The 14,155-nt window shown below is 62.7% G+C and carries 13 protein-coding genes; 4 read left to right on the forward strand and 9 right to left on the reverse strand.

Translation table 11 applies throughout. From position 1 onward, the window contains the following. The first annotated feature begins 40 nt into the window (after positions 1–40). Entirely contained in the window at positions 41–781 is a 741-nt protein-coding gene (locus tag AC1VVK_RS10570; protein ID WP_482902940.1) for a class I SAM-dependent methyltransferase, read from the forward strand. A 217-nt stretch (positions 782–998) separates the two neighbouring features. Here the strand turns inward: AC1VVK_RS10570 and rfbA are convergent, their stop codons facing one another. The 7 genes from rfbA to AC1VVK_RS10605 form a co-directional block, all read right to left on the reverse strand. Further along, positions 999–1,868 (reverse strand): glucose-1-phosphate thymidylyltransferase RfbA, encoded by an 870-nt coding sequence (rfbA, locus tag AC1VVK_RS10575; RefSeq protein ID WP_482902941.1) that lies wholly within the window; start codon positions 1,866–1,868, stop codon positions 999–1,001. Positions 1,869–1,896: 28 nt separating this feature from the next. Beyond that, on the reverse strand, positions 1,897–2,787 hold the full coding sequence (rfbD, locus tag AC1VVK_RS10580) for a dTDP-4-dehydrorhamnose reductase (RefSeq protein ID WP_482902942.1): 891 nt from the start codon (positions 2,785–2,787) through the stop codon (positions 1,897–1,899). Beyond that, on the reverse strand, positions 2,784–3,857 hold the full coding sequence (gene rfbB / locus AC1VVK_RS10585; protein WP_482902943.1) for a dTDP-glucose 4,6-dehydratase: 1,074 nt from the start codon (positions 3,855–3,857) through the stop codon (positions 2,784–2,786). The genes rfbD and rfbB overlap by 4 nt, the downstream gene beginning before the upstream one ends. Positions 3,858–3,860: 3 nt before the next feature. After that, positions 3,861–4,424, reverse strand: coding sequence for a dTDP-4-dehydrorhamnose 3,5-epimerase (gene rfbC, locus AC1VVK_RS10590; protein ID WP_482902944.1), 564 nt, complete (start codon positions 4,422–4,424; stop codon positions 3,861–3,863). A 272-nt stretch (positions 4,425–4,696) separates the two neighbouring features. Beyond that, positions 4,697–5,476, reverse strand: a complete 780-nt coding sequence (locus tag AC1VVK_RS10595; RefSeq protein WP_482902945.1) for a DUF5672 family protein — start codon at positions 5,474–5,476, stop codon at positions 4,697–4,699. Between the two features lie 8 nt (positions 5,477–5,484). Continuing rightward, positions 5,485–7,077, reverse strand: a complete 1,593-nt coding sequence (locus tag AC1VVK_RS10600) for a glycosyltransferase family 2 protein (protein WP_482902946.1) — start codon at positions 7,075–7,077, stop codon at positions 5,485–5,487. A gap of 668 nt (positions 7,078–7,745) precedes the next feature. Next, a complete protein-coding gene (locus AC1VVK_RS10605; RefSeq protein ID WP_482902947.1) occupies positions 7,746–8,006 on the reverse strand; it encodes a hypothetical protein in 261 nt (86 codons plus the stop codon). Positions 8,007–8,226: 220 nt separating this feature from the next. On the opposite strand from AC1VVK_RS10605, the gene AC1VVK_RS10610 reads away from it, so the two are divergent. Further along, complete coding sequence (locus tag AC1VVK_RS10610) at positions 8,227–8,868, forward strand: peroxiredoxin (protein WP_482902948.1); 642 nt, start codon at positions 8,227–8,229, stop codon at positions 8,866–8,868. Position 8,869: 1 nt separating this feature from the next. Continuing rightward, entirely contained in the window at positions 8,870–9,262 is a 393-nt protein-coding gene (locus AC1VVK_RS10615; RefSeq protein WP_482902949.1) for an ArsR/SmtB family transcription factor, read from the forward strand. A gap of 4 nt (positions 9,263–9,266) precedes the next feature. On the opposite strand, the gene AC1VVK_RS10620 is transcribed toward AC1VVK_RS10615, so the two are convergent. Then, positions 9,267–10,853 carry an ATP-binding cassette domain-containing protein gene (locus tag AC1VVK_RS10620; RefSeq protein ID WP_482902950.1) on the reverse strand — a complete coding sequence of 529 codons (1,587 nt, stop codon included), beginning with the start codon at positions 10,851–10,853 and terminating at the stop codon, positions 9,267–9,269. Then, positions 10,850–12,403, reverse strand: coding sequence for an ATP-binding cassette domain-containing protein (locus tag AC1VVK_RS10625; RefSeq protein WP_482902951.1), 1,554 nt, complete (start codon positions 12,401–12,403; stop codon positions 10,850–10,852). Before AC1VVK_RS10625 ends, AC1VVK_RS10620 begins: the two co-directional genes overlap by 4 nt. Positions 12,404–12,562: 159 nt before the next feature. Between AC1VVK_RS10625 and AC1VVK_RS10630 the strand changes: the two genes are divergently transcribed. After that, the gene (locus tag AC1VVK_RS10630; RefSeq protein ID WP_482905150.1) at positions 12,563–14,149 is read left to right on the forward strand and encodes a cytochrome ubiquinol oxidase subunit I; all 1,587 of its coding nucleotides are present in this window, start codon (positions 12,563–12,565) and stop codon (positions 14,147–14,149) included. Positions 14,150–14,155 lie beyond the last annotated feature (6 nt).

Genomic DNA, 14,155 nt, shown 5'->3' on the forward strand with positions numbered 1-14,155 from the left:
GCTTACGTTCAAGAGAGCGGTCGCCTAAATCGGGGGACGCATGGCTAGCCTGTTTCAAAATTTTCTGCTTCGCGCCAATCGCTGGCACTCGGTCCGTTCGTACAATGCACTGATTGCACGCCACCGTCGTGTCTATCGCGGTGATGAGGAAATGGCGATGATCGCCTCGATTGGCGATGTTTCGCCACAGGATTTCAAGCGGCAAGGGGATACGCATGTCGCGGTGCTGCGGCACCATGGCCTTAAAGATGGCATGGCGATTTACGACCTCGGTTGTGGCTGCGGACGCACGGCAATAGCACTGCAGCGCGATGCATGGCGGGGCACGTACAAGGGAGCAGACATTGTTAAACCTTTGATCGAATACCTGAGGGCAAACTGTCCTGACTTCGAGGCGGTGATCCACCGCGACAACACCATCGCCGCACCAGACTCCTCGCTCGACATGGTATTCCACTGGTCGGTGTTTACGCATCTCTATCCCGAAGAATGCTTTCTCTACATGGAGGATACTTTCCGGGCGCTCAAGCCTGGGGGCAAACTCATCTTCTCCTTCCTCGAGTTCGAAGAAGAGAAGCATCTTGGGGTTTTCGCCGGCAAGGTAGGGCAATTCCGTCAACGTGGCTGGTCTCGGACACTCGACGTGTTCCTCCACCGCGATTGGATCCGCCTTTGGGCACGGCAGATCGGCTTCCAGGATGTGGCGTTCACCAATGGAACAGACGGAACCTATCACCCCGAGTTTTGGCAGGCTCTCGTCGCGATGCGCAAGCCGGACTAGATAAGGTGTTCCGTTCCAATCGCACCGTGGTCGGTCACAAAGGTAACACCCGTGTTGGAACGGAAAAAATGGCACTTCTTCTTACATGATCATCGGTGAATCTTGATTCACGCCTTTCGCCACCACCACATCTTACAAAACGCAGGTTCGAGCCTCGATCTCGCATTGCGCCGTTAGTTCTGCCCGAGTGCGTTTAACGGAATGTGAGGCGACCGCCTTATCGTTCCGCCAATATCTTGCGCAGATAACGGCCATAGTCCGACTTGCCGAGTGTAGCAATAATTCGCTCCATCTCGGTTTCTCCGATAAAGTCCTGTCGGAAGGCGATTTCTTCTGGGCTGGCGATCTTGAAGCCCTGCCTTTTTTCCAGCACGCGCACGAAGTCGGCGGCATCGAGCAGGCTGTCGGGCGTGCCCGTATCGAGCCACGCATAGCCGCGGCCCATGATCTCGACCGAAAGCTGACCCCGCTCCAGATAGACGCGGTTGACGTCGGTGATTTCCAGTTCGCCGCGCGGGCTCGGCTTGAGGTTGGCAGCAATGTCCACCACCTGCTCATCATAAAAGTACAAGCCGGTCACCGCCCAGTTCGATTGCGGCTGCTCCGGCTTCTCCTCGATCGACATAGCCTTCATCGCATTGTCGAAGCTGACAACGCCGTACCGCTCAGGGTCGGTGACGTGATAGGCGAATACGCTCGCCCCGTGAGTGCGGGCGCAAGCGCTTCCAAGCAATTCCGGCAAACCGTGACCGTGGTAGATATTGTCGCCCAGGATCAATGCCGACTGCTTTCCGGCGACGAAATCCGCGCCGATAATGTAGGCCTGCGCCAGTCCGTCAGGGCTCGGCTGTTCGGCATATTCGAATTGCATGCCCCACTGCGATCCGTCTCCCAGCAGTGCTTGGAATGACGGGAGGTCGCGCGGCGTCGAGATGATCAGCACTTCGCGGATTCCCGCCAGCATCAACGTGCTGAGCGGATAGTAGATCATCGGCTTGTCATAGACCGACATCAGCTGCTTGGAGGTAGCCAAAGTCATCGGATAGAGGCGAGTGCCGCTTCCGCCGGCGAGGATGATACCCTTCACGTGTCTGTTTCCTTGTCTGGGCAGCGGTTCAGGCAGCCGGAGCCTGAAGGCGGGCGACCACAGTCTTCAATGGGCCGTGCCATTCCGGCAATGCGACGTCGTGAATGCGGGCGATCGAGCCGCATTCGAGCCGCGAGTTAGCCGGCCGGGCGGCCGCGGTGGGATAGTCGGCCGTGGTGATGCGCTTGACCTGCGCCGATGGCCCGCCGAGCGCTGCGGAAGCGGCAAAGATGGCTTCGGCAAAGTCTGCCCAGCTGGCTTCTCCTGCCGCCGTCATGTGGAATACGCCGCGCATCGCCGGATCGCGATCGGCGACGAGATTGCCGGCGACCTTGAGGACGCCATCGGCGATGTCCAGCGCACTTGTCGGATTACCCAACTGGTCGGCGACAACGGAAACCTCGTCCCGGTCAGCAGCGAGACGCAGCATGGTCTTTACAAAATTGGCACCGAACGGGCTGTAGACCCAAGCCACGCGCAGGACCGTGCTGTTATCGCCATGCGCCGCCAGGACGGCCTGCTCGCCTGCCAGCTTGGACAGGCCATAAACGCCGGTCGGCCCTGTCAAGTCGGTCTCGATGTACGGGCGCTCCAGCCCGCCGTCGAAGACGTAGTCGGTCGAAAGATGGACAAGCGGCACTCCCAGCGCCCTAGCCGCTTCTGCCACGGCTTCAGCTCCGTGAGCGTTGATTGAATGGGCAAGCTCGCTCTCACTCTCCGCCCGGTCGACTGCTGTATAAGCGGCAGCCGAAACCACCACGTCGGGCGCAGCGGCCTCGAGCGCGCGGAGCACGGAAGCGGGATCGGTCAAATCGAGCTCGGGGCGACCCAGCGCGATCATCTCGTGGCCGGCCGCTTCGCCCCGTTCCAGAAGACTGGTGGCGACCTGTCCAACCTTGCCGGTGACCGCAATCTTCATGCAACGACCTCGGCGGCTGTATCCGCCTTAGTCAGCCCCAGCCTCTGACCATCGTAACGATCGCGTAGCGGGCCCCACCACCAGTCGTTCTCGAGATACCAGCGCACGGTCTTTTCGATGCCGCTGTCGAAGTTCTCCTGCGCGCGCCAGCCCAGTTCGGTTTCCAATCTGGTCGCATCGATGGCGTAGCGAGCATCGTGGCCGGGGCGATCGGTCACAAATTCGATCAGACTTTCACGCGGCGCCTCGGCGAGAACCAGTTCGTCGAGCACCGCGCAGATCCGGCGTACGACATCGATGTTGCGTCGCTCGTTGCGACCGCCGACGTTGTATGTCTCGCCCGGACGGCCTTTCTCGATGATCAGGTCCAGCGCACGGGCATGATCGTCAACATAGAGCCAGTCGCGCACGTTCTCACCCTTGCCGTAGACCGGCAGCGGGCGCCCGGCGAGGGCGTTGAGAATGGTGAGCGGGATCAGCTTTTCGGGGAAGTGATAAGGCCCGTAATTGTTCGAGCAGTTCGAGACCACCACCGGCAGCCCATACGTCCGCTGCCATGCCTTGGCGAGATGGTCTGACGCCGCTTTGGAGGCCGAATAGGGCGAACTCGGATCGTAGGGCGTGGTTTCCTCGAACAGGCCCTCGTCACCCAGCGAGCCGTAGACTTCGTCGGTTGAGACGTGAAGGAAGCGGAAGGCGTCCTTTGCGGCGCCCTCAAGCCCGTTCCAGTAGCCGCGCGCGGCCTCCAGGAGAGTGAAGGTACCGACCACGTTGGTCTGGATGAAGTCGGCCGCCCCGGTGATCGAACGGTCGACATGGCTTTCCGCCGCCAGGTGCATGATGCGATCGGGGCGGAAGGAAGCAATCGCCTCGTCCATCGCCGCGCGATCGCAAATGTTGGCCTTCAGGAAACGATGGTTCGCGTTGCCTTCGACCTCACGCAGCGACGCTTCGCAACCGGCATAGGTCAGGGCATCAATCGTCAGGACATCGTAGCCCTTTTGGACAACAAGATAGCGTACAAGGGCCGAGCCGATGAAACCCGCACCGCCGGTCACGATCACACGCATGGATTATTCGCTCCAGTCAAAATAGGGGGGAAGTTCGGACAGGAGCGGCTGCTTGCGATCCTTGGCCGAGAGTGTTTCCATATCTGCTACATCCGGCCAGGTCACGCCAATTGCCTGGTCGTCCCAGGCCAGCCCCTTGTCGCACGCGGCGCTGTAATAGTCGGTGACCTTGTAGCAGATGACCGTATTCGGCTCGAGCGAGCAAAATCCGTGGGCGAAACCGCGAGGAACCCATAACTGCTTGCCGTTTTCAGGGGTTAGCGTTTCACCGACCCAGCGCCCATAAGTTGGCGAGCCACTCCGGATATCGACCGCAACATCGAAAAGCGCGCCCGCCGTGCAGCGCACAAGCTTGCCTTGCGCATGTGGCTCGCTCTGGAAGTGGAGGCCGCGCACAGTGCCAGCCTTTGCGCTAAAGGATTCATTATCCTGAACAAAAGTAAAATCGCCGCAGTGTTCCGCGAAAGTGTCGCGCCGGAACGTTTCCGAAAAATATCCGCGTTCATCACCAATATGCTTCGGAACTACAAGTTTAACTCCGGCAATATCGAATGAAAAAACTTCCATTTACCACCTTGATAATGATGAATCCAAATAAGCGATAATAAATTATCTTGAAGGAATATTTTTCCACACATGCATTTAATGATTTTTAATGCGCAGAAATCCGGCGGTGCAGATAGAATGGATCTACTACTTACCGATAAAACGTCTCCCGAGTCATTCGGTTAGCGATCTGCACCACCTCGAACAACTGATAACTTCGCAGGAAGGTCGGGCATCGGAGGTTCCTGAAGGCGGACATCAGACAACCCGCTACAGATCGGGCAGGCAGCTCATCATCGCCTCACTCCCAGAACCATTCGTAGACGGTCCATGAGCATCCTGCTCATACGCCCAAATCCGCCCTTCCCGGCCCCCATGTCTCTCAGCAGGCCAGAAAAATCGCGACGAAGCGTACCCCGATCATCAAGTTCGCAATAGACTTCCCAGAACGCCTCTGTGCCAAGCGCACGCGGCATGTTCCAAACACCGTGGTAGCCAAAGGTAGTTCGAGGATCACCGATGCGCTCGGCTGCGAACAGGTCAGCCATTTCCCTGGGCCCGAAGCGCATGCCCTGTCCTTCCAGCCAGCCTCGATTGGCGCGCCCGATCGCCACGTCCTCGGGATGAAGCGGGACGAATCCGGGCTCACGGCACAGTTCCATCAACCGCCTGCTACGAAGCGAAAACCCGCCGTTCCCCACATCGTGGCCATCGTCGAACTGGGGCCAGCTCGCGCCGATGTAGTCGTAATCCAGGAACTCCGGCCGCCAGCGCTGCGCGTCGAGGACATGACCGTCCCATTGCGCCACGAGGCAATGCGTCGTCGCCACGTGGTCCACCAGTTCCGACAGGAGAAAGTCGGAATAGGCTGACGATGACCCAAGCCGGCGGATCGGCACGACGCGGATTTCAGGATGCGCGGGCGGGATAGGCGCATCGGTCAGCAACAGGCACTCGGCGAAAGCCACCTGATAAAGGCAGGTCTCCAGCGCGCGTAGCGTGGCTACAACGTTCACCGAAGTGACCGCGCACAAGGTCACTTGCGGGAGGGAAAGGCGCGTATCGTCTGTCATCCGTATCGCTACAGCCGCACCACGAAGTGCTCACTGAACCGATTGAGTTCAGGATGGTGGTATGGATCAATTTCCTCGTCCGGTCCTGCGTCCGTGCGCCATGCCGCCTTGAGCGCCGCCAGTTCGCCGGCGAAGCGCGCCGCTCCCACCGGATCCCGGTCGAACCCGCGCGAAACAGATTCGTGATGGATCAGCGTCGCGCGCGGCTCGTAAAGCGACTGCCAGCCCCGCGCATTGAGGCGCATGCACAAATCCACGTCATTGAAAGCGACCGCGAAGTTCTCTTCATCCAGGCCGCCGACCGCCTCGAAGCTTTCGCGCCTGACGACAAGGCAGGCAGCCGTCACCGCCGAAACGAACTGCGGAAGCGCATGGCGGCGGAAATAGCCTCCCTCATCAGGATGGAGCAATCGATGGGCATGCGCTGCGCCGCCGCAAATTCCGAGCACTACCCCTGCATGCTGGATACGCCCATCGGGATAGAGAAGCCGCGCGCCCACTGCGCCGACTTCGGGACGGAGGGCCTGACGGGCCATTGTTGCAAGCCAACTCGGTTCAATCACCTCAATGTCGTTGTTGAGCAGGCAAAGCAATTGGCCTGTTGCCAGTCTTGCGGCGCGATTGTTGAGCGTCGAGAAGTTGAATGGCCCTGAGTGGCGCAGTACCTGGTAGCGGGCGGGATTGAGGTTAGCGAGATAGTCGAGCGTCGCCGGATCGTCGCTGCCATTGTCGACTACGATTACCTCAAAGTCGGAATAGTCGGTGCGTTCGAGCCCCTCGAGGCACGTGCGCAGCAAGTCAACGCGATTGCGCGTGGGTACGATGACGCTCACGCTGGGCAGAGCCGCTTGTTGCGGTTCGAGCACCGTTGGAACGCGCGGCACTGGGCGCGAGCGGCGATGATGCAGGATGTGCGGGATTCGTAGCGGATCCCGATCCCTTGCGTTCACTTTCGCTTTTGCGGCGACCAGCTCGGCAGCCCAGTTGGAGCCGGAAAGCCGGGCAAGGTCTTCCTGTCCAGCCTTCACAATGCAGGTTCCTGTCAGGTAATCGAAGTGACGGAACAGTTCGGCATTCCAGGCTGGCTTGAAATGCGGCGCGGTGCGTCGTCCTCCAGCGTCGAGGATGTCATCGTCAGCATAGATGATACGACCACGCGCTTGGGCAGCGGCGGTTCGGTATGCGTCTATGGCCTTTGGCGATAGCACATCTCCGGCTGCGAGGGGCATAAGCCAAGGAGACGCACTCCAGTCGATAACTGCTGCGGCTGCGGCAAGGGTGGGAATCGCCGCGGTTCCGAGCGGTAGCGTCGTCGCTCCTTGCCCAAATAAACTACCAATCGTCGCGCTCTGTCCTGGGCCGGCAGCGATCAGCGCCACGATGGCAGGTCCCTTTAGCGCGTTCGATGTATCGGGACTTGGCTCATTCAGCAACCACAGACGATAGGCGCGCGGAGATGCGGCCAGCAACTGAGCAAACTGCGCACGCGCGCGCACTCGTTTTCTCAATATGCGCCACCACAAGGCGGTCAACCAGGCACGCGGAGCTAGGCATGCGGCGTCGAAATGCACCGCCAACAACAACCACACGTTGCGGTTCACGCGCAGTTCCTTCCCGTTTCTGTCCGCTTAGATCGCATCTCAATTTGGCGATAGCCGTTTGGGGAGCGACAACAAGAGGAAAAGCCGCGAAAATTTTGTAGCTTTCGGATAGCTTTCTTGGGGCACTAAAATCGCCGCCAAGCTTGAGTGGGCTAGGCGGCGCGGGCAAATTTGAGCCAGTATCTGGCGGTGGTGAGATTGACCACTCCGAGGAAGCTCTTGGCCAGTAGATCGTATCGGGTGGCGCCGGCCCAGTTTTGCATGGCGCCTGACAAATGGACCAAATTTGGCGAATTTGAGAGCAATCCAATTGATTACAAGTGTTTGAATAAGCTGTTGTATTATCCCTAGCCGCTCCATCCGCCTTCCCCTGAGCCTTTGAAATTCGGACCCATGGTCGCTTGTGCCAACGAAGCGGCAGGACAGGTTATGCGGACAGACCCTGTCCGAGTGCGCATGGGCTGCCTTGGGCGACCAACGATGTCGACTACCAGGCGCATTGCGGCGCCTCGCATTCGCCCGATCCGCGAGGGTACCGATCTGACCGACGAGTTGATCGTCGGGTTCACCGGCGTTTTCGCCAAGTGATCATGGTCTACACCAGCAGAGGCCGGGCTTTCACATTCGGCGTTGGCACGGGTCTCTGAAAGGGCTTTCGCCTCGGCGGGTTATTGCGGCAGCGGCGTGGCGGTAACGACCATTCGGCCGAGGAATACCGGCTTGTCGTTGCCGAGCACAACCGATTGCGCGGCGACATGTTGGGCCGTGCGGACGGTCTGATGCGCGCCCGGCGCGATGCCGTAGGCAAGGGAGGACGAGGCGGCGACTGCGGCTATGGCTGGCAAGAGGCGGATCATCTGGGCATCCCTTCGGTGTTCGACCTTGCCCTTGTGATCGTCGGGTGTCGCAGTGTTTTGTCCCGCCGGCATCAAATTGTCCGAAAGTGTCCCCGATGTGCGACCGTGGCGAGAGTGCCTCGCACTTTCAGCGCGGGCAGTCCGTTCAATTACAATGTTCACGAGGGTGATAGCCTCGGGAATTCCGATATGCTCCGCAAGGCTGCGTCGATGGTGTGACCGAATGCAGGTACGCTTTACGATAGCCAATAATCATGTAAGCGTCCGAATCCGAAAACTGGTGGAGGATAGAGTGGATCAGCAGGACAGCATACTGCAACCGCTGCGTATCGGCGACCGGGTTCCGCGCTTCGTCGCGCGCAGCACGCATGGGCCCTTCGATTTGGAGGACTATCGCGGGCACTGGTTGATCCTCTTCTCGCACCCGGCGGACTTCACGCCGGTCTGCACCAGTGAAGTCCTCGCGCTTGCCCGGGCCGCGCCGCAATTTGCCGCGCGCGATTGCCGGCTGGTGGGGCTCTCGATCGACAGCCTCTATTCGCACCTCGCGTGGATCCGCCTGATCCGTGACACCACCGGAACCGCCATCGGCTTTCCCATCATCGAGGATCCGACGATGGAGATCGCGCGCGGTTTCGGCATGGTCGGCGCGGACGCGCATGACAGCGCGACCGTGCGGATGACCTATTTCATCGATCCCGATGGCGTGCTTCAGGCGCTCACCAGCTATCCGCTGACCGTGGGCCGCTCGATTCCCGAGATCCTGCGCGTGCTGGCAGCGCTCCAGTGCGTGCGCGGCGGCAGCGGTCTGGCCCCGGCCGACTGGCAGGAAGGACAGGACCTGCTGCGCGCGCCCGAGGATACGACCGAGGCGGTGCTCGCCAGCGCTGATCCGGCCGCGTGGTTCTACACGCCGCTCGGCAAGGAGGGCTGACATGGTCCCCGCGACCGAAAACGAGCTTGACGCGACCGCCGAGCTGCTGCGCGCGCTGGCCCATCCACTGCGGCTCCAGATCCTCAACGCGGTTCGCGCAGCTGAGCTTTCGGTGGGCGAGATCGAGGATGTGACGGGGATTGGTCAGCCCGGGCTTTCGCAGCAGCTCGCGGTGCTGCGCAAGGCGGAGCTTGTGGCGACACGGCGGACCGGAAAGCAGGTGTTTTACCGCGTCGATGGCGGCCACATGGCCGCGCTCGCGGCATTTCTGGCGGGGATGGCGCGCGATGGCGTCTCGACGCGGGTTCTGTCGCCCGCACCGACTGCGGCCTTGGTCGAGCCGGTGAGCACGACCAAAGGCGGTGCTGCCGGATTCGCGCGCGTCCTGCGCTGAGCGGTCAGGTCAGCGCGCCGATCTCCGCGCGTTCCTTGCAAAGCGCCAGCGGCGCAGGGCGGTGGGAGACGAGGACCAGTCCGGTGCCGGTCCGGTCCAGCCATGCGCCAAGGCTTTGCACAAGCGCCGCTTCGGTGCGGGCATCGAGCCCTTCGCTGGGCTCGTCGAGCAGTAGCCAGGGCCGCCTCGCCAGCAGAGCGCGGGCCAGCGACAGGCGCTTGCGTTCGCCGCCCGAGAATGTGCCGCCGCCTTCGCCGAGCGGCGTATCGAGCCCTGCCTCGCTGCGGGAAATGCGGTCCTTGAGCTGCGCCACGTCGAGCGCGTCCCACATCTCCGCTTCGGTCAGGCCAGCGCGGGCGAGGCGCAGGTTGTCGGCCACGGTGCCGATCAGCAGCGGGGCGTCTTGCGGCGAAAGCGCGAACTGTGCACTAAGCTGGCGGGCGGTGCATGCCGATGCGTCGACGCCGTTGATAGCAAGCGGAACCGCCGGTTCCTGCATGCCCGCGAGTGCCAGCAGTACTCGCGTCTTGCCCGCGCCCGAGGGGCCGGTGAGCGCCACGCGGGAACCCGGTGCGAAAGACCGCGCGCCCAATGTGATCGTGGCCGCCTGCTGCGCCGTCAGCGGTTGGGGCAATGTGCGATCGAGTGCGTCGAGCGCGGCGATCCGGCGCAGTCCGGCATCGAGCGAGGCGCGCCGCAGCAGGCTGCGCGCGAAACCGCCCATCGCCTCCACCGCCGAGGCCGTTGCCAGCATGACGAGCGCGACGATCGGCGCGGAGGCCTGCGCCGAGAGCAACACGCCGGCCATGGCAAAGGCGCCGTAGAGCGTCAGCAGACCGCCTTGCAGCGCCTCGGCACGGAACAGGTGGGCGCGGGCGTGGTCGAACCGGGCGACGCGCGGTTCGAGTTCGGCCATGGCCTCGTCCGCCAGCCCATAGGCGGCGATTTCCGCGCGCGAAGCGGCGAGTTCGATGTAGTGGCGGCGTAAGTCGCCCAATGCCTCTGCGGCGGCTTCGGCGGGCTCTTTCGTCAACACGCGCGAGATCGCGCCGAACAGGACCGGCAGCAGAGCGAGCATGAGCGCGAGGAAAGCCAGCGCCGGAATTCCGGCAAAGGCCGCGGCGCCAAGGCTCACGGCCGCCGAAACCAGCGCGGCATGGCGGGCTGGTTCGCGGATCACCAGATCCTCCAGCGCGGCCACGTCATCGATCAGGCGGTTGCTGGCCTCGCCCGGGGAGGTGTTTGCCGCCGTGCGGGTGTCCTGCGCGGCCAGCTTGTCGAACAGCGATCCGCGCAGCGCGGCCATGCTTTCCAGCGCGACTTTGTGCGAGAGCAGTCGCTCACCATAGCGGGCGATGGTGCGGACGATGGCGAGCAGGCGGATCAGCGCGCTCGGGATCAGGTAGTTGAAAGCGCCGACTGCCACGGTTCCGGCGGTTCCCGCCAGCGCGGCGGCGGTCAGGAACCAGCCGGAGACGCCGAGCAGTCCGATGGCGGCTATCGTTGCGAAAGCGGCGCAGAGGCTGGCGACAAGCAGGCGTCCACGCGCGAGCCCGGCGACGGTCAGGGGGTTTTGACGTGGAGCGATCACAGCGCGACCTCCAGCCTTGCGGCGCTCGCCAGCGCTGCATCGTGGGTGGCGACGAGTATGCAGCGCGATCCGGCAAGGTTCTTCAGCAGTGCGATCACGGCCGCGGCGGAGGCGGCGTCGAGATCGGCGGTGGGCTCGTCGCACAGCAGCAGCGGACGGCCCGACAGGATCGCGCGGGCGAGCCCGATGCGGCGTCGCTCGCCGCCGGAGAGGCCGGACCCGGCGTGGTCGACCGCCATGTCGAGCCCGCCGCGCTGCGCCAGTAGCGGGCCGAGGCCGACTTGCTCGGCGACGGCGAGGATATCTTCTGGACTGGCATGTGGGGCGGCCAGCGCGAGATTGCGGGCCAGCGTGCCGGTGACGAGCAGCGGACGCTGCGCGGCCCATGCCACGGCCTCGCTCGGCAGGGGGGCGCCGCCGATGCCAGTCACCTGACCCGCCGCAGGTTGGAGTTGCCCGGCGATTACCGCCAGCGTGCTGGTTTTGCCGCTGCCGGTCGGGCCGGTGAGGGCGACGAGGTCGTGTGGGGCCAGCGTGAAATCCAGTGGCCCCACGGCAATGCCCGGAAAGGCGAGTGTCAGGCCTTGGACGCGCAGGCCGTCGAAGTGCAGGTCCGGCCCTGTGGAAGGCGCTTCGGGCGGCGCGGTGTAAGGCGCGAGCGTGGCTTCAGCGGCCTCGCCAAGCTGCTTTTCATGATAGGCGGCGGCAAGGCGCCGCATCGGCAGATAGAACTCCGGCGCCATGGCGAGCACGAAGAAGGCGGGTACCAGCGTCAGCCGCTCGGGCGGCGCGAACGGCAGCAGGCCGAGCAGCGAAAAGCCGCAATAGACCGCCACCAGCGCGATCGAGAGCGCGGAGAAGAATTCGAGCACCGCGTTCGAAAGGAATGCCGCGCGCAGCACTGTTACTGTGCGATGGGCGACCTGATCGGTGGCCTCGCGCACCTGACGCGAGATGCGCGCTTCGGCGCCGAAATGGCGGATCAGCGGCAAGTGGGTGACACGGTCCACGAAAAGGCCGGATAACGCCGAAAGCGCGGCAAGCTGGCGGTCGGACGCGCGCCGCGCGGCAGTTCCGGCCAGGATCGAGCCGAGCACGAAAGGCAGCAGTGTCGCCAGCATGATCGCGGCGGCAACCAGGCTGGCCGGCGCGACCAGAATGGCGACCACCAGTGGGCCCAGAACTGCGTTCAGGCGGACGGGTGAAAAGCGGACATCGCGATTCTCGATCGCCGTGTTATGGTCAATGGCAAGTGTGGTGCTTTCCCCGGTGCTTAACGGCCCCGGAAGCGGTCTACCGAGGAGAGCGGGCCACAACCGGCGGCGGCGTTCACGGCTTTCAGCCTGCGCGGTGCCGACGGCATTCCGGTCCACGGCGAAAGCCGCGCCGGCACGCAGGGTCGCCCCGCCGAGGATAAGTGCGGCGGGCAGCAGCAGGGGGCCGGATCCCGCAAGGGAACCGGTAGCAGGCCCGGACGCGTGCGCGGCAATCTGCCCCACACCACTGGCCAGACCCCACGAGAGTATGGCTGCGCCGGCGATGTCGACCATCCATGGCGCCGTTGTTTTGATATAGATCAAATTAAAGAAACCATGTAACTAATGTTTGACAGCCCACTTGGGCGAGCCTAACGCGACCCTACGAAACCAACCTGTGCGAGGCAACCTTAACTGTCTCTCCAGGCCGCTCAAAAGGCAGGATTCGACATGATCGACATGGCAGTGGTTGAACTCTCCCGGTTGCAGTTCGCCCTTACGGCGCTGTACCATTTTCTCTTCGTTCCCCTTACGCTTGGCCTTTCCTTCATTCTCGTAATTATGGAAAGTGTTTATGTGATGACCGATCGCCCCATCTGGCGGGACGTCACTCGGTTCTGGGGCAAGCTTTTCGGCATCAATTTCGTGCTCGGTGTCGCCACCGGGCTTACCATGGAGTTCGAGTTCGGCACTAACTGGGCCTATTACTCGCACTATGTGGGCGACATTTTCGGGGCGCCGCTGGCGATCGAGGGGCTCATGGCCTTCTTCCTCGAAGCCACGTTCGTCGGCCTGATGTTCTTCGGCTGGGACCGCCTGTCCAAGCGCGGCCACTTGCTGACGACATTCATGGTCGCGCTGGGCTCCAACCTTTCGGCGCTGTGGATCCTCATCGCCAACGGCTGGATGCAGCATCCGACCGGCGCGGTGTTCAATCCCGAAACGATGCGCATGGAAGTGTCCAACTTCAAGGACGTGATCTTCAATCCGGTCGCGCAGGCGAAGTTCGTCCATACCGTGAGCGCGGGCTATGTCTGCGCCAGCGTCTTCGTGCTGGGCGTATCGTGCTATTACCTGCTGCGCGGGCGCCATCTGGAGCTTGCCAAGCGCAGCTTCACCGTGGCGGCATCGTTCGGCCTGCTCTCCTCGCTCTCGGTCGTGGTGCTGGGTGACGAGAGCGGCTACGCGCTGACCGACAACCAGCAGATGAAGCTGGCCGCCATCGAGGCCATGTGGGAAACCGAACAGGCGCCCGCCGGGCTCGACCTGTTCGGCATTCCGTCGAACTCGGCGCATGAGACGGCGTTCGAGATCAGGATTCCCTACATCCTCGGCCTTGTTGCCACGCGCAGCATCACCGGCGAAGTCACCGGCATCATCCCGCTGGTCGAGCGGGCCGAACACCGCATGCGCAGCGGCATCATCGCCTATGACGCGGTGGAGCGGCTGAAAGTCGACCGCAACGATCTTGCCGCGCGCGAGGCGTGGGAGCGGAACAAGGACGATCTCGGCTTTGCCCTGCTGCTCAAGCGGTTCGTCGCCGATCCGCGCAAGGCCGATGCCGCGACTATCGAGAAGGCCGCCTGGACCACGGTACCCAATGTGCCGGCGCTGTTCTGGATGTTCCGCATCATGGCGGGGCTGGGCTTCTTCTTCATCGCCTTCTTCGCCACGGCCTTCACGTTCTCGGTCCGCCGCCAGTTCGACCGCAAGTGGTTCCTGCGCGCGGCGGTGCTGGCGATCCCCTTGCCGTGGATCGCGATCGAGGTGGGCTGGCTGGTTGCCGAACTCGGGCGTCAGCCCTGGGCGGTGGACGGCGTGTTGCCGACGTTCCTTGGCGCATCGAGCCTGACGAGAGGCCAGATCTGGACGACCATCACCGGCTTCACCGTACTCTACGGGATCATGGCGGTGATCGAAGTCAGGCTCATGCTGGCGACGATCCGCAAGGGGCCCGAGATCTACGAGGGCAACGACGATGGCGATCCCGCGCCCGAGCGGGCGCCCGCGACCACCTTCACCGCCATCCCGGCCGAGTAAGACGGA

The sequence above is a fragment of the Novosphingobium sp. BL-S-32 genome, from assembly GCF_056857055.1.